This window comes from Haliscomenobacter sp., from assembly GCF_965225875.1.
Taxonomy (GTDB): Bacteria; Bacteroidota; Bacteroidia; order Chitinophagales; family Saprospiraceae; genus Haliscomenobacter.
The window spans coordinates 1,363,365-1,379,031 of record NZ_CBDDBS010000003.1 but is presented as its reverse complement, the minus strand read 5'-3'; the positions used below and the strand labels follow the sequence as shown (position 1 = coordinate 1,379,031).

Genomic DNA, 15,667 nt, shown 5'->3' with positions numbered 1-15,667 from the left:
ACTACTTCTTTTCATCAATGGAGTACATGAACTCCAGAATATCCCTCGCATCCCCAACGGATACGTTTTGATTGGGCATACGGGTGAGACATTCTTCGAGCAAAGCCTGAGCGGCAGGATCTTTGTCCAGCATCACTTCAACATTGGTGATCATGTTCATGATCCATTCGGGTTTGCGGCGCTCAGTGAGGCCCTTCCAACCCGGACCAACCACCCGCATCTCGTCCAACTTATGGCAGGCCGCACATTTCATGTCGTAAATGGCTTGCCCTTTGGCCACCATGTCGGGTTTGAGTGGACTGTTCAAGGTGACGGATTTGATTTCACCGATGCCTTTGTCGCTGACTGCAGGTGCTGGCGCTTTTTCGCTGTTCTGATCTGTAGTTTGATTGGAATTCCCGCCGCAAGCGGACAAAAAAATGCCCAGGCCCAATAGCAGTGCTAAGTGCTTATTCATGATAAACAAGTATTGAAAAAGTGAATGAGGAATGAATTTAAAAATTACACGATTTCAGGGACTTGTTGAGCAACTTCCGCAATGGTTTTGTCTTTCAAAATTTTGAGCATCCCCTGCTTGTAAGCCAGGGATTGGTAGTGCAAAGGACAAGGATTCGCTGCATTGCAGGCAGGTAAACCCAATACACAAGAGCTGAATACCTCCGGACCGTCAATACATTCAATTACCCGAATCAGCGAGGCTTGCAGGTGTGCTGAGGTCATACAAAAACCACCATGTGGCCCTTTGGTGGAACCAATGAGCTGATTGCGGGACAATTGTTGCAACAACTTGGCCAAAAAAGGCCCTGGAACCTCCAGCGTTTCGGCAATTTCTTTCACCCCTACACATTGGCCATCCTTCCCCTTATCGGCAAGATAGAGCACGGCGCGAATGGCGTATTGACAAGATTTGGAAAACATAAGCTCAAAATCAAAAGCGAAAAAATCAGTGCGTAAGATACTCAACAAGTTGGAAAATCATTTCGGCAAAATCACCTTGTCGATGACGTGTACAATGCCATTGCTGGCTTTGACCGTACCGACCACCTTGGCATCATTGATCATAATTACGCCGTCCTTGTTGCTGATGGTTGCCGACCCGCCATTGACCATGCTGAGAATTCGGCCATCCGTTAGCGCTTCGGTCGGATAACCCGCTACCGCTACGTGGTACTGCAAGATGTCGGTCAGTTTTTCCCGGTTTTTCTCTTTCAATAGGTCTTCAACCGTACCCTTGGGTAAGGCATTGAAGGCTGCATCAGTTGGGGCAAAAACCGTGAAAGGGCCAGCGTTGGAGAGCACGTCTACCAGGTTTGCGGTTTGCACAGCGGTGACCAGTGTTTTGTGGTCGGGTGAAGCCACCGCAACTTTGACAACATCCTTAGCCGATTCATTATCGGATACCGCTGATTGTCCGGCACCGGTAGCAGCACTGACTTTTGTCTCCGTAGAATTTGAGGTGTTGGACTGGCAGGCCCATACAAATAGGCCCAGGAATAGTGCCAATGAACCTATAGTTGTGGTTCTTAGTGATTTCATAATCAACTAGTTTTGCTGATAAATGAGTTATTTTTCGGAGATAAAGATATTTATGTCTTTTATTGTTGAGGTTGACAATTGTCAGTGGGGTGGTTGAAGTTTATCATATATTAAGACCTTTTTGTCCTAATATATTTGAACCATCAAACACATGCTTGTCTTCAAACAATTGAACGAAAAGCAAATTCTTCATCACCAAATCTCGCACCTATGAAATTGCAATGGGTCATCCCTAGTTTTGGATTCCTTTCTTTGTTGACCCTGATATTCAGCTGTAAGCCCAAAGATTTGGGCACAACCATATCGGGCGATGCAGCTGCCAAAGTGTATGTAGCACCAGGGCAGAAAGACGAATTTTACAGTTTTGTATCGGGTGGTTTCAACGGCCAAATGTCGGTTTATGGCATCCCGTCGGGCCGTTTGTTGCGTATTATTCCGGTTTTTTCCCAATTCGCTGAAAGTGGGTATGGCTACAGTGAAGAGACCAAACCTATGTTGAATACCTCAGAAGGTTTTGTGCCTTGGGACGATTCTCACCACGTAGCACTGTCCACGACTAAAGGAGAACACGATGGCCGTTGGGCTTTTATCAATGGCAACAACACACCAAGAATAGCGCGCATCAGCCTCAAAACCTTTCGCACCGAAGAGATCATCGAATTGCCCAACAGCGGGGGCAACCACTCCTCTCCATTTTTGACCGCCAATACCGAGTATGCCGTAGCGGGTACCCGTTTTTCTGTCCCACCGGATGAGATTGCCGACGTGCCGATCAGTAGTTTTAAGGAAAACTTTAAGGGTTACCTCAGTTTTGTCAAAATTGACAAAACCAGCGGGCGGATGTCCATTGGGTTTCAGTTAAAAACACCAGCGGTAAGTTTCGACTTGTCGCGTTGCGGCCGTGGGGTATCTGATGGTTGGTTTTTCTTCTCTTGTTACAATACGGAACAAGCCAATACTTTGCTGGAAGTGAATGCTTCACAAAAAGACAAGGACTTCATCCTGGCCGTAAACTGGAAAAAGGCTGAGGAATACCTAAAAGCTGGCAAAGGCAAAAAAGAACCCGCCGAATACGCCCACAACGTGTACGACGAAAGAACCCACTCGGCTACTTCTACCATGATCAAGGAAGTAATGACCCTGGACCCCAAAGATTGTCCAGACATGTTGTACTTCATTCCTTGCCCCAAATCGCCCCACGGATGCGATGTCGATCCTACCGGTGAATACATCGTCGGTAGTGGCAAGTTGGCCGCAGTGATTCCGGTATTTTCTTTCAGCAAAATGCAAAAAGCCATTGCCGCTAAAAAATTCGACGGCGAGTTTGAAAGCATTCCCGTATTGAACTACGAAGCAGTGTTGCACGGTGAAGTACAAAAACCTGGCTTGGGCCCATTGCACACCGAGTTTGACGGACAAGGCAATGCCATTACTTCTTTCTTTGTATCGTCTGAGTTGGTCAAGTGGAACATCGAAAAACTGGAGGTACTCGATCGTGTGCCTACTTATTATTCGGTAGGTCACTTGAGTATTCCTGGTGGTCCCACCATGAAACCACACGGTAAATACGTGATTGCCTACAACAAAATCACCAAAGACCGCTACCTGCCTACTGGGCCTGAATTGGCACAATCGGCGCAGTTGTACTCCATTGATGGCAATAAAATGCAGCTCCTGCTTGACTTCCCCACCGTGGGTGAACCGCACTACGCGGAAGCGCTTCCGGCGGCATTGGTTGAACCGAATAGTGTGAAATTTTTCAAACTGGAAGACAATTTCCACCCTTATGTCGCCAAAGGCGAGAAAGAATCCAAGGTTGTACGCAAGGGCAAAGATGTACACGTGTACATGACCTCTATTCGCTCACACTTTGCCCCGGATAACATCGAAGGCATCAAAGTGGGGGATGAAGTGTATTTCCACGTCACCAACCTCGAACAAGACTGGGATGTACCACACGGATTTGCCATCCGCAAGGCCAACAACGCTGAAATCCTGATCATGCCAGGGGAGACTTGTACCCTGAAATGGATTCCATCCAAAGCCGGTATTGTGCCTATGTATTGCACCGACTTCTGTTCGGCCCTGCACCAGGAAATGCAAGGCTACGTCAGGGTCTCGCCAGCCAACAGCAATGTAGCATTGCGCTGGGGTACGGGTGTCAACCTGGATGAAGAAGCCAAAGTGAGTTTGAAATAAAAATAGTTGAGAAGTTGAGGCTGCCGTAGCCTCAACTTCTCAACCCGTCAACTTCTCAACAAAATTGACACATTATGAAGCCACTGCGCACTTCATCCCGCATTGCAATTCTGATTGCATCTTTGGCCATGATTGGTTCCTTTTTCCTGCCCATCTGGAGAATAGAACTGTGGGCACCCCAGTATCCCGAGGGTTTGATGATGAAAATATGGCTGAGCCACCTTTCTGGCGATGTGGAAATCATTAATGGATTGAACCACTACATCGGTATGGCCCACATCAAGGAGGAGATGTTTCCGGAGTTCATTGTCCTGCCGTACCTCGCCGCTTTATTTGTGTTGCTTGGGCTGGTGGCGGCCTGGCTAAACAAGCGGGTTGGGTCTTTGGCTTATCTGGGGCTGATCGTCGTTGCGGGCATTGTCGCCATGGTCGATTTTTACCAATGGGGCTACCAGTATGGCCACAACCTCGATCCTACTGCAGCAATCAATGTACCCGGCATGGCCTACCAACCACCTTTGATTGGCTACAAAAAGCTGCTCAATTTTGGTGCGTATTCGGTGCCAGACTGGGGAGGCTTCCTGTTCATTTTTGCTGCCGTGGTGCTGACGCTGGTGGTCGCCTGTGAATATTATTTTTGTAAAAACCTCCGCCCTGATTCAAAAACCAAATTAAAATCCATACGTACAGTGGCTGCAATTGGCTTGCTATTCCTGTTTGCCTGCACTGCCCAACCCAGCCCAATCCAGTACGGCCATGACCAATGTGAATTTTGCAAAATGACCATCATGGACGATCGTTTTGCGGCAGAACTGGTCACGACCAAAGGAAAAGTGTACAAGTTTGACGACCTGTTTTGCCTGAACAAATACTACCAAATGCAGCGGGCCAAAGACGCGGATTACCAGCACATTTTAGTGAATGACTACTTGCAGAAAGGCACCCTCATCAACCTACGTAGTGCGCATCTGTTGAAAGCAGAAGCCCTGCGCAGCCCGATGGGTGGAAACATGGCTGCCTTTTCCTCGCTGGAAAAGCTAAATGCATTGGAGGTTGAAAAACAGTGGAAAGTTGAAACGACTAACTGGTCCAATCTGAAAAAATAGCCCTAAAAATCAATCATCCTCAGACACAGGCGATTATTCGTCATTCGTCACTCTATAATTCGTCATTCCTAATGCGTACTCCCTTTTACATCCTCAGCCTATTTTTGATCACCAATCTGGAAGCAAAAACCATCCAGGTTGCGCCCGGTGCTTCGATTCAGCAAGCCATTGACCGGGCCACTGTGGGCGATACTGTGCTGGTGTGCGCCGGAACGTACTACCAATACGGCATCAAAATCAACAAATCCCTGACCCTCATGGGGCAAGACAAACCTCTGCTCGATGCCAGTGGGCAAGGGGAGATTCTGACTGTCAGCGCGGATAAAGTTGTGGTGAAAGGCTTCCGTTTTCAGCGGACCGGGCGTACCAGTATCACGGATTGGGCAGCCGTAAAAGTGCTCAGTTCGAAACATGTTCAAGTACTCAACAACCACATCAGCCAAAGTTATTTTGGGATCTATTTCTCCAACGCCGACCATTGCACTGCCCGCAACAACACCATTGAGGGAAAACCCTCCGAGGAACAAAACACGGGCAACGCCATCCATGCCTGGAAATGCAATCATTTGTCATTCAGTGACAACACGGTAAAAGGACACAGGGATGGCATCTACCTGGAATTTGTGACCGAGAGCCACATGCAACGCAATTTTTGCCAGAACAACATTCGGTACGGCCTGCATTTTATGTTTTCCCACAACAATACTTATTCCTACAACCGCTTTCAGGAAAACGGTGCTGGCGTAGCGGTGATGTACACCCGCAATGTGGTGATGCAATACAACCATTTTGAACAAAACTGGGGTAGCGCGGCTTACGGCCTGCTGCTTAAAGACATATCCGACAGCAAAATCGAGCACAATACCTTCGACAACAATACTACCGGGATTTACATGGAGGGCTCCAGCCGGATTCACTTGGCGCACAACACGCTCGAAAACAACGGTTGGGCTTTGCGCCTGCAGGCCAATTGCAGCGACAATGTTTTTGAAAAAAACAACTTCCTGGCCAACACCTTCGACGTAGCCACCAATGGCGGTACGGTCATGAACCGTTTTTCGCACAACTATTGGGATCAGTACGCGGGTTACGACCTCAATCGCGATGGAGTAGGGGATGTGCCCTATCACCCGGTGAGCCTTTACGCGATGATTGTGGAGCGCATTCCGGCGGGACTGATGTTTTTACACAGTTTTGTCGTGCGCCTGATTGATGAAAGTGAAAAAGTATTTCCTACGCTCACCCCGAGCGAGTTGAAAGACAGTCAACCCCGTCTCAAACCATTACGACCATGATCCAGATTCGCGACTTGCGCAAAAAATTCGGCAAACTTTGTGCCCTCAACGGAATAAGTGTAGACTTACAACAGGGCAAGGGCATCTCTTTGATTGGGCCAAATGGCTCGGGCAAAACCACGTTTATTAAGTGTTTGCTGGGCATGGTATTGCCAGATGCTGGCCAAATTTGTTTTGAAGGCCAGTCGATCGCCCAATCCTGGGATTACCGTAAACACATTGGTTACATGCCCCAAATCGGGCGTTACCCGGACAACATGCGGGTGCGGCAGGTTTTCGACTTGATGATTGACCTGCGCAAAGATTGCCACTGCGGTGCTTTGGACGAAGAATTGATTGAAGAATTTGGCTTAAAAGGCAGTTTTGACAAACCCATGCGTACCCTTTCTGGCGGAACCCGCCAAAAGGTCAGTGCTTGTCTCGCCTTTTTATTCAACCCTGCGGTGTTGATTCTGGATGAACCCACTGCTGGCCTGGACCCCATTGCCGCCGAAGCGCTCAAAGCTAAGGTTTTGCGCGAGCAACAAAAAGGCAAACTCGTCCTGATGACCTCGCACATCCTGAATGACCTGGAAGAACTCACCACCGATGTAATGTACCTCGTGGAAGGCAACCTCCTGTTTTTCCAATCGGTGGAAACCATCCTGGAACAAACCCAGGAGCGGCGGTTTGCTAAGGCGATTGCCAAAATCATGACCAAACAGGGCCAAAACCAGCACATTCCTTCACTCCAAAAAGCCGCCCTATGAAAACCCTGCTTCGTTACATCGCCTATGACATCCTGCGCAGTCGCATGATCATTGCATACACCCTCTTTTTGCTGCTGATGTCGGCTACGATGTTCAGCATCGAAAGCAACCCCGGCAAAGGTTTGCTCAATTTGTTGAACATTGTATTGATTGTGGTGCCGCTGGTGAGCATCATTTTTAGCACCATCCATTATTACAATTCTTACGAGTTCATCGAGTTGTTGTTGGCGCAGCCGATTCCGCGTCAGCGTTTGGCTTTGGGACAGTTTTTGGGTGTGGGTACGGCTTTGGCACTGGCTTACCTGATCGGGGTTGGGATACCCGTTTTGCTGACTGGTTTTAGCGCTGCTGCCCTGAGTTTGGTATTGACGGGGGTGATGCTCAGTTTCATTTTTGTGGCACTGGCGCTACTGGCTGCGGTGCGTACCCGGGATAAGGCCCGAGGCATTGGGGTGGCGCTGCTGTTGTGGTTCTATTTTGCCTTGCTCTACAATGGAATCGTGCTCTTTTTGCTCTTCGCCTTTAGTGATTACCCATTGGAAAAGGCAGTGATTGCTTTTGTTTCCTTCAATCCAATCGATTTGGGGCGTATCCTGGTCATGTTGCACACCGATGCTTCGGCTTTGATGGGCTTCACCGGGGCGGTGATGCAGCAGTTTTTTGGCAGTGGCTGGGGCGTGTTGTATGCGGTATTGATCATGCTGATGTGGTTCGCTTTGCCGCTGTGGGGAAGTGTGCGGAGTTTTAGTCGAAAGGACTTTTGAGGGCTGCGCCATTTTTTTTACCACCGAAGGAACCTGAGGCACTAAAGAGGTACCTAAGGGCGGGAAGCGTAAATAAATTGATTTTCAAAAACTTAAATAGTTTGTCTAATGAATAGCAACCAAACCGTAGGCCAAATCGTGGCCGAAGATTTTCGCAAAGCGGCCATATTCAAACACTACGGCATCGATTTTTGCTGTGGCGGTGGGCGCACCTTGGTTGAAAGCTGTGAGTCCAAAGGGGTAGACCCGCAGGAAGTAGCAGCTGCTTTGAAGGAACTGGAACAATCCGCCTTTGCCCCGGAAACAGAATACAACGAATGGTCTTTGAGCTTCCTCATCGACTACATCATCAACAAGTACCACCATTACATCCAGCGGACGGTTAACCCGATCACCGAATTTGCCGTAAAAGTCGCACGGGTACACGGACAAAGACACCCGGAGTTGATTGAAGTGCTACAATCCTGGAATGAACTGCGGGAAGAATTGCTCCAGCACCTGGCCAAGGAGGAACAAATTCTGTTTCCTTACATCAAAACCCTGGAAAACAAAACGGAATGGCAACAGCCTGGCTTTGGCACCATCGAAAATCCACTGGCCGTGATGGAATCCGAGCATGAAAACGCTGGCGCGCTGATGCAACACATTTCCGATTTGACCAATCAATACCAGGCGCCGGAGGAGGCTTGTACGACTTATCGGGTGTTGTTTTCGATGTTGAAAGAGTTCGAGGAGAAGTTGCACGAACATGTGCATTTGGAGAATAATATCTTATTTGTGAAGGGGGTGGAATTGGAACGGGAGATGGTGGGAGCTTAAAACCACCACCGAGACATTTTTTCACAAAGCACACAAAGGCAGCACAAAGACCACAAAGTTAGACGTTGACGTCGCTTTGTGCCCAGTGCTGCCTTTGTTTCTTGTATAAGCTTGCAATCTCGCTTTATTGTTCTACATGCTTTTTAAAGTTATCCAATATCGCCTGCCACCCAGCCTCCTGCAGTTCATGGCTATGGATATTTTCCGCTTCAAAAGCCTCGATCACTTCAGTACTTTGGCCATTTTCCTTGAAAGTCACCTCAACCTTGCGCCCATCGTCAATGGTGTAAGTCAGGCGTTCATTGGGACGCACTTCATCAAAAGTACCCCCAAAATCAAAGCTCATGCTACCATCCCTGGCTGCCATGGTGTACACAAAACGGCCACCTGGGCGCAGGTCGTTTTCCGCTTTGGGCGTATGCCAGTCGTCGGAGGCATTGTTCCATTGCATGATGTGTTCCGGTGTGGTCCAGTGTTTCCAGGCTTTTTCAACGGGCACCTTGACAGTGTTTCTTACGGTAATGACGGTAGGTCGTTTGAGCTTGGCAATTTCGATTTTCCGCATTTGAAAGAGGGCATTCATCGCGTATTGGGCTGCATCAGGATCAGGATCGGCGAGGGCAAACATCAATTCGCGGGGCACAATTTGCCAGGAAACTCCAAACTCATCCTTCAACCAGGCACACATACTTTCTTCACCTTTGGCCGTGAAGCCATTCCAATAATGGTCAACTTCTTCCTGTCCCTGGCAATCCACCACCAAAGACAAACCTTCATTAAAATTAAAATTATGGGTACCCGGAGCGTCCATGACCATGAAGACCTGATCATGTAGTTTGAACTGGGCGTGTTTGATCATACCGGGGCTGGGCTCTCCTTCTTCAAAACGGGCGATACCTACAAGAGAAGATTCAGGAAACAAACTGGAATAAGCATTGATGGCTGCTTCGGCCTTGCCAAATTGCTCATTGGCAAACATGATCAGCGGTGTGAATTTTTGGCCAACATCCTCCAATTTACCCAGGGTCAATTGCCAGGATACGCCGTATTGGTCTTGCAACCAACCGTATTTTTCACTCCAGGCGTATTTGCCAAGGGGCATCATCACCATACCTCCGTTGCTGAGCTGCGTCCAGGTGGCATCAATTTCGGCCTCACTTTCACACACCACATAAAAAGAAATGGAAGGATTGATTTTGAACTGAGGCCCGCCGTTGAGACCCATGAATTTTTGGCCGCTCAGTTCAAAGTTGACCACCATGCCACTGTTGGTGGTAATTTTACCATCTCCAAAAACGGAGCAGTAAAACTCGGCTGCTGCTTTGGCCTGGCCGTCAAACCAGAGGCAGGGATAGATTTTATTTTGCATCAGGACTGTTTTTGGGTGGTTGTTAAGCTTTTTCTACACAATCAAACATCCACTGTACGCCAAATTGGTCGGTAAAACTACCGAATAAACTGCCCCAAAACATCTCCTGCAACTCCATTTCTATTTTACCACCAACGGAAAGTGCATCAAATAGGCGTTTGGTTTCGGCTTTGGTATCGGGAGAAAGACAGATGTAGGAATTGTTGCCAAATTGAACCTTGAAGCCCATCGATTCGGTCGCATCAGTGCCCATGATGCTGTGTCCGCCGATGATGGGCAAGGCGACGTGCATCACCAGGTTGAGGTCTGCTTCGGACATTGGAGGCGTACCATCTTGTGGTGGAACGCTGCTGAAACGCACAATGCCGTCGCTGCTAAATTCAGTACCAAATACTGACTTATAAAAATTAAATGCGGCTTCGGTGTTGCCAGGGAAATTGAGATAGGTGCTTACGCTTGCCATGTTTTAAATTTTTGTGGGTGATTAATATCTTTAAAAAAAGTTTAACAATGCAAAAATAGCTTTATTTTAGAAACAAAATGTGGTGTAAATGCGACAGCTTGTGGGGCAATTGCGACATAATTTTGCTGATTAGTGGGGCAAAAATAAACTGTTCATTTTCTTTGAGCCAAAGGATTAGATAAGACACTTTAAATGAAGCGTTTACTTATCTAATCCTTTGGCAAAATGAACAGTTTATTTTTTTATCGCCCCTGAAGATGTGATTCACCTTTTTTATCTTGATTATCTTTAGCCAAATTTAAACAAACATGCGTATTGGTCTTCTTTTCCTCAGCGTACTGGGTCTTAGCGGGGTTCTTACAGCTCAAAGCTGGCAGATTTTACCTACCCAAAATGAATGCAGCACCCGCCACGAAAACGCGATGGCCGCAATCGGCAATCGCCTGTATTTGTTGGGCGGCAGGGGCATGCGGCCAGTGGATGAACTCGATTTGTCAACCAAAACCTGGAAGGCTTTGCAACAAACGCCGATGGAAATGAGTCACTTTCAGGCTTTGAGTTACAAAGGGGAAATTTATGTGTTGGGGGCCTTTACGGGCAGCTATCCACACGAGAAGCCCATTGAAAACATTTACATTTTTAACCCCGTACAAAATGCTTGGCGCAAAGGCCCCGAGATTCCCAAAGATCGCCTGCGCGGTGCAGCGGGCACCTTCATCCGCAATGACAAATTTTACATCGTTTGTGGCATCCAGGACGGGCACTGGGACGGCTTTGTGGGCTGGTTTGACGAATACGACCCGGCTACAAACACCTGGCGGAAATTGCCCGATGCACCGCATGCCCGCGATCACATTTCGGTAGCGGTGGTCAAGGACAAATTGGTGGTGGCTGGTGGCCGCACCTCCTGGGCTAAAACAAACCAGGTGTTACAACTTACCCTGAATGAGGTGGACGTTTACGATTTTAAAACAAATACCTGGACGACGCTCGATGCCAGCAAAAACATCCCCACGCCTCGTGCCGGAGCCACTGCTATTGCTTACAAAGGAAAGGTTGTAGTCATTGGAGGGGAATCGACTGCCCATGTGGAAGCCCACAATGAGGTAGAAGCTTACAATGTAAAAAAGAATGTTTGGGAAAAATGGGCCAAACTCACTACTACCCGCCACGGCACCCAAGTCGTGCAAGTCAAAGGGAAATTGTACATCGGCGCTGGATCAAAGAATCGGGGCGGTGGGCCGGAGTTGAATACGGTGGAGGTACTGGAAAAATGAACACTTGTTTTTTATCGCCCCTTTGTAATTTTTTGGACTTGTAGGCAACTAATCGGCGCATGTACTACTATTTTATCCTTCAACAACGGATCCTGAGTCGGAAAATGGAAGAGCTGGGGCTGCATCCTGTTTTGGGTTACTTCCTTGGCATACTGGTTTTCCTCGGTTTATCTTTTTATCTGTTTTATAAAATGACTTATGCTGGCTACATTTATGCAGCTATTGGACTTAGCCTGACATTTGGTTTTGGTGAAAAGGAGCGGAACGACTTTTTAAAAACGACCTTCCCGCTAAACAGCTATCGGCAAGTCCGGGCTGCTGAAAATGCTTTACTGGTTATCCCATTTGTCATCTTTTTGTGCTACAAAGTTGAATTTTTATTGGCAGGATGCTTATTGCTGAGTGCCCTCTTGTTGAGCTTGTTTAATTCAACTAGTCGCCTTAACCTGACCATTCCCACGCCCTTTTTTCGCTTTCCATTTGAGTTTACCACGGGGTTTCGCAAATACTGGCTGCTCTATTTGATCGCTTATTTTGTAGCCTGGAAGGCCATTGAAGTTGACAATTTCAACCTTGGCGCCGGTAGTCTGGCCTTTCTGTGTTTATTGGGCATGAGTCATTACGCCATGCCGGAAAATGAGTATTACGTTTGGATGTACAATTGCACTCCAGGGCAATTTTTACTCAAAAAAATGGCCACCGCCTGGCTTTATTTGAGTCTGCTGGCTTTACCCTTGGTGTTGATAATGAGCATTTTTTTCTGGGATAAAAGCTGGATTTTATTGTTGGTTCTTGGACTGGGTTTGTTCTTGATTGGGGCAATGATTCTGGCCAAATATTCCGCTTACCCTCGGGAGATGAGCCTGCCTCAGGCGCTGTTTTTTGGACTTGGCATGTGGTTCCCACCTTTGTTGTTGATTGTGATGCCCTTGTTTTACAAACGAGCTGTTCAGCAGCTAAACACTTACCTGCAATGATTCAGATTGAAAATTTGAGTAAAAATTACGGCCCAAAAACAGTGTTGAAACAAATCAACTTCGAGCTTGAGCCAGGAAAAGTGTACGGCATCGTGGGCGAAAACGGCGCAGGCAAAACCACACTGTTCAAATGCATTGCAGGTTTGGAGCCTTGCTCCGGGAGTATCCACAGTCCCTATCCAATATTGAAGAACCACTTGGGTTTTTTACCCACTAACCCTTATTTTTTGCCCAAAATCACCGGATCAGAATACCTGCAATTGTTGTGCAACGCCCGCAATATTCCCTTGAGTAATTTTACCGAAAAGAACATCTTCGATTTGCCTTTGAGCCAGTATGCAGAAACGTATTCAACAGGTATGAAAAAAAAGCTGGCACTCACCGGCATTTTGTTGCAAAAAAATGATTTTTTTATTCTGGATGAGCCCTATAATGGCGTTGACATCCAAAGTAATATGCTCATTACGGCCATCATTGAACATTTGAAAGCAGCACAAAAAACCATCCTGATCTCCTCACACATTTTTTCCACGCTGAATGATACCTGTGACCAAATCTACGTATTGCGGAGCGGTGAAATTGCCCAAAGGGTAGAAAAGCAGGATTTTCAGCAGTTGGATGCGGAAATGCGGCAATTTGTGCTGGGGGATAAAATTGAATCGTTTCATTTTTGATCTAGTTGCTGTAATTTTACATGGAATGAATAAGGTTTTAGACCCAAAACTCCATGCAAATTCGCTCCATTGTTCAGGGCTTTTTTTACGGCAATTACTTCTATGGATTGTGTGCAGTAGCCCTTTCTGTCGAAGCCACTTTGCAACAAGAATATCCGCTGGCGGACTGGGCTTATTACCTCGCTGTATTTGCCCTCACCACATGGTTTTATACTTTACCTTATCTTTTGGACAAAACCGAAACCACTCCAGATTTAAGAGCAAAGTGGTATTTGAAAAACAGGTCTTTTGTACGATTTAGTCAGGGCTTTTTGTTGTCGATTTGTTGCGGATATGCCCTTTATTTTGTGCTCTCCTATGGCCGTGCTATGCTACAAATGAGTGCCTTACAATGGGTCCTGAGCTTGTCTATCCCTTTTTTGGGCGTTTGTTACTACGGCATCAGTTTTAATGAACAATACAATCTGCGCAAAATTGGAGCACTCAAACCCTTTGTGATTGGCTTTTGTTGGGCCGGTATTTGCACCTTGTATCCAATTTTGTGGTTCAAAATTACCCATGCTCAAGCGGGCGGACTGGATGGGGTGGGTTTTCGCTTGTTCATTAAAAATTTGATGTTCATTGCCCTGATTGGCATTATGTTCGATATCAAGGATTATGCCAGTGATGCCCGGCAACGCTTGAATACTTTCGTGGTGAAGCGGGGACTTCGGAATACACTCTTTAGCATTTTACTTCCCCTAAGCATCATCGGACTGGCCACCTTTTGGTTGTACGGCTTTACCCACAACTTTTCGATGATGAAAATCAGCTTGAATACACTGCCCTTTGTAGCTATGCTGTTTGCTGTGCAAGCTTTGAAAAAAAGACGCTCTATTTTGTACTATCTCATTGTTATCGACGGTTTATTGTTGGTCAAAGCAGTCTGCGGCTCTTTGGCCATGCTTTATTTTTAAAAAGTTGAGAAGTTGAGGGGTTGAGAAGTTGAGGCTACCGCAAGCAGCTTAGACAAGGACTTTGTCAAAATCACTTGTGGTAGCCTCAACTTCTCAACTCTCAACTTCTCAACCATTTTCTCTACTTTTGCAGCCTTATGAAAAAATTTCTACTCATCACCTATTACTGGCCCCCCGCTGGCGGCGGTGGCGTAATGCGTTGGGTCAAAATGACCAAATACATCCGGCAGTACGGCTGGGAACCTGTCGTTTACACACCTGAAAATGGTGAAACTGCGGCCTTTGACGAAAGCTTGGCCAAGGAAGTTGCGCCCGATTTGCAAGTAGTCAAAACCCCAATTTGGGAGCCTTATCAATTGTACAAGCAATTTTTAGGGCGGAAAAAGGAGGAAAAAATCTACTCCGGTTTCATCAACGAAGGGAAAAAAGAAAGCCTGGCCCAAAAAGTATCCGTCTTCATCCGGGGCAACTTTTTTATCCCCGATGCCCGCATGTTTTGGATCAAACCCTCAATCAAATACCTCACCAAATACCTGCAAGAGCACCCGGTAGACGCCATCGTATCCACTGGGCCGCCACACAGCATGCACCTGATTGCAGAGGGCGTGCATAAGGCAACTGGCATTCCCTGGGTGGCCGATTTTCGGGACCCTTGGACCAATATCGATTTTTACAAAGACTTGCGCCTCACTTCCTGGGCGGATGCCCGCCATAAAGCATTGGAACAAAAGGTGCTGCGCAGGGCATCCCGAGTGGTGGCGGTTACCTGGCGCTCGCGGGATGAATTTGTAGAACTTTGTGGACGGAAAGACATCGCGGTCATCCCGAACGGTTTTGACGATGCTGATTTTGCACAAGCAGAAACAGCCAAACTGGATGCCGAATTTTCGATAGCCCACATCGGTTCGATGAACAAAGATCGAAACCCTGAAGTGTTTTGGCAAGCCGTACAGGCCGCATTGGCTACGGCACCCGGATTGCAGCAAAAACTGAAAATTCGCCTGATTGGCCCGACCGATTTTTCCGTGCGGGAATCGGTGCAAAAATATGGCCTTGAAGCCAATACTGAGTTCATCGACTTTGTGCCCCACTCAGATGCCGTTTTGTACCAGCAACAATCTCAGGTCTTGCTTTTGTTGATCAATAATTCACCAAATGCCCGCACGATTATCCCGGGCAAATTGTACGAATATCTGGGCTCGGGCAGGCCTTTGTTGGCCATTGGCCCCAAAGACAGTGACTCGGCCAAGGTGGTAGAGTTGACAAAAGGAGGGGCGCTGCACAATTATGAGGACGTTGAAGGGTTGAAAAACAGCATTTTGGCGTTTTTTGCGGCGTACCAAAAGGGAGAATTGAAGGGAAGTGCGGAAGGAATTCAGCAGTTTACCAGAAGGCATTTGGCAGGGGAGTTTGCTGGCTTGCTGGGGACCTTGACGAAATAGTCGATAAACATGCTCCTTCGACGCAAAACCTCTTAGGTGAA

At 47.3% G+C, this 15,667-nt stretch carries 16 protein-coding genes; 11 read left to right on the top strand and 5 right to left on the bottom strand.

Annotated elements, in window-relative coordinates; translation table 11 throughout:
- Position 1 precedes the first annotated feature (1 nt).
- The 3 genes from ACO08K_RS25830 to ACO08K_RS25820 are packed head-to-tail and all read right to left on the bottom strand — an operon-like array spanning position 2 to position 1,536.
- Positions 2 to 457 (bottom strand): c-type cytochrome, encoded by a 456-nt coding sequence (locus ACO08K_RS25830; protein ID WP_421799377.1) that lies wholly within the window; start codon positions 455 to 457, stop codon positions 2 to 4.
- A gap of 44 nt (positions 458 to 501) precedes the next feature.
- Entirely contained in the window at positions 502 to 918 is a 417-nt protein-coding gene (locus ACO08K_RS25825; RefSeq protein ID WP_421799376.1) for an RrF2 family transcriptional regulator, read from the bottom strand.
- A gap of 57 nt (positions 919 to 975) precedes the next feature.
- Complete coding sequence (locus tag ACO08K_RS25820) at positions 976 to 1,536, bottom strand: fasciclin domain-containing protein (RefSeq protein ID WP_421799375.1); 561 nt, start codon at positions 1,534 to 1,536, stop codon at positions 976 to 978.
- Between the two features lie 210 nt (positions 1,537 to 1,746).
- On the opposite strand from ACO08K_RS25820, the gene nosZ reads away from it, so the two are divergent.
- From nosZ to ric, 6 genes are all read left to right on the top strand, one after another.
- The gene (nosZ, locus tag ACO08K_RS25815; RefSeq protein WP_421799374.1) at positions 1,747 to 3,735 is read left to right on the top strand and encodes a Sec-dependent nitrous-oxide reductase; all 1,989 of its coding nucleotides are present in this window, start codon (positions 1,747 to 1,749) and stop codon (positions 3,733 to 3,735) included.
- Between the two features lie 74 nt (positions 3,736 to 3,809).
- Positions 3,810 to 4,841: a nitrous oxide reductase accessory protein NosL gene (locus ACO08K_RS25810; RefSeq protein WP_421799373.1), complete on the top strand. Its 1,032-nt coding sequence runs from the start codon at positions 3,810 to 3,812 to the stop codon at positions 4,839 to 4,841.
- Positions 4,842 to 4,912: 71 nt separating this feature from the next.
- Positions 4,913 to 6,136 (top strand): nitrous oxide reductase family maturation protein NosD, encoded by a 1,224-nt coding sequence (locus ACO08K_RS25805; protein WP_421799372.1) that lies wholly within the window; start codon positions 4,913 to 4,915, stop codon positions 6,134 to 6,136.
- Positions 6,133 to 6,885, top strand: coding sequence for an ABC transporter ATP-binding protein (locus ACO08K_RS25800; RefSeq protein ID WP_421799371.1), 753 nt, complete (start codon positions 6,133 to 6,135; stop codon positions 6,883 to 6,885). Before ACO08K_RS25805 ends, ACO08K_RS25800 begins: the two co-directional genes overlap by 4 nt.
- Positions 6,882 to 7,649, top strand: a complete 768-nt coding sequence (locus tag ACO08K_RS25795) for an ABC transporter permease (RefSeq protein WP_421799370.1) — start codon at positions 6,882 to 6,884, stop codon at positions 7,647 to 7,649. The genes ACO08K_RS25800 and ACO08K_RS25795 overlap by 4 nt, the downstream gene beginning before the upstream one ends.
- 108 nt (positions 7,650 to 7,757) lie before the next feature.
- The gene (gene ric, locus ACO08K_RS25790) at positions 7,758 to 8,468 is read left to right on the top strand and encodes an iron-sulfur cluster repair di-iron protein (protein ID WP_421799369.1); all 711 of its coding nucleotides are present in this window, start codon (positions 7,758 to 7,760) and stop codon (positions 8,466 to 8,468) included.
- A 124-nt stretch (positions 8,469 to 8,592) separates the two neighbouring features.
- Here the strand turns inward: ric and ACO08K_RS25785 are convergent, their stop codons facing one another.
- Together ACO08K_RS25785 and ACO08K_RS25780 are read right to left on the bottom strand one after the other, a co-directional pair.
- The gene (locus tag ACO08K_RS25785; RefSeq protein ID WP_421799368.1) at positions 8,593 to 9,837 is read right to left on the bottom strand and encodes a VOC family protein; all 1,245 of its coding nucleotides are present in this window, start codon (positions 9,835 to 9,837) and stop codon (positions 8,593 to 8,595) included.
- Between the two features lie 22 nt (positions 9,838 to 9,859).
- Positions 9,860 to 10,300 (bottom strand): VOC family protein, encoded by a 441-nt coding sequence (locus ACO08K_RS25780; RefSeq protein ID WP_421799367.1) that lies wholly within the window; start codon positions 10,298 to 10,300, stop codon positions 9,860 to 9,862.
- 308 nt (positions 10,301 to 10,608) lie between these two features.
- Here ACO08K_RS25780 and ACO08K_RS25775 point away from each other — a divergent pair, with 308 nt between their 5' ends.
- The 5 genes from ACO08K_RS25775 (at position 10,609) to ACO08K_RS25755 (ending at position 15,626) form a co-directional block, all read left to right on the top strand.
- Positions 10,609 to 11,577: a Kelch repeat-containing protein gene (locus tag ACO08K_RS25775; RefSeq protein WP_421799366.1), complete on the top strand. Its 969-nt coding sequence runs from the start codon at positions 10,609 to 10,611 to the stop codon at positions 11,575 to 11,577.
- Between the two features lie 59 nt (positions 11,578 to 11,636).
- Complete coding sequence (locus ACO08K_RS25770; RefSeq protein WP_421799365.1) at positions 11,637 to 12,554, top strand: hypothetical protein; 918 nt, start codon at positions 11,637 to 11,639, stop codon at positions 12,552 to 12,554.
- Positions 12,551 to 13,228, top strand: coding sequence for an ATP-binding cassette domain-containing protein (locus ACO08K_RS25765; RefSeq protein WP_421799364.1), 678 nt, complete (start codon positions 12,551 to 12,553; stop codon positions 13,226 to 13,228). Before ACO08K_RS25770 ends, ACO08K_RS25765 begins: the two co-directional genes overlap by 4 nt.
- Positions 13,229 to 13,281: 53 nt before the next feature.
- Complete coding sequence (locus ACO08K_RS25760; protein ID WP_421799363.1) at positions 13,282 to 14,184, top strand: hypothetical protein; 903 nt, start codon at positions 13,282 to 13,284, stop codon at positions 14,182 to 14,184.
- A gap of 137 nt (positions 14,185 to 14,321) precedes the next feature.
- A complete protein-coding gene (locus ACO08K_RS25755; protein WP_421799362.1) occupies positions 14,322 to 15,626 on the top strand; it encodes a glycosyltransferase in 1,305 nt (434 codons plus the stop codon).
- The last annotated feature ends 41 nt before the right edge of the window (positions 15,627 to 15,667 follow it).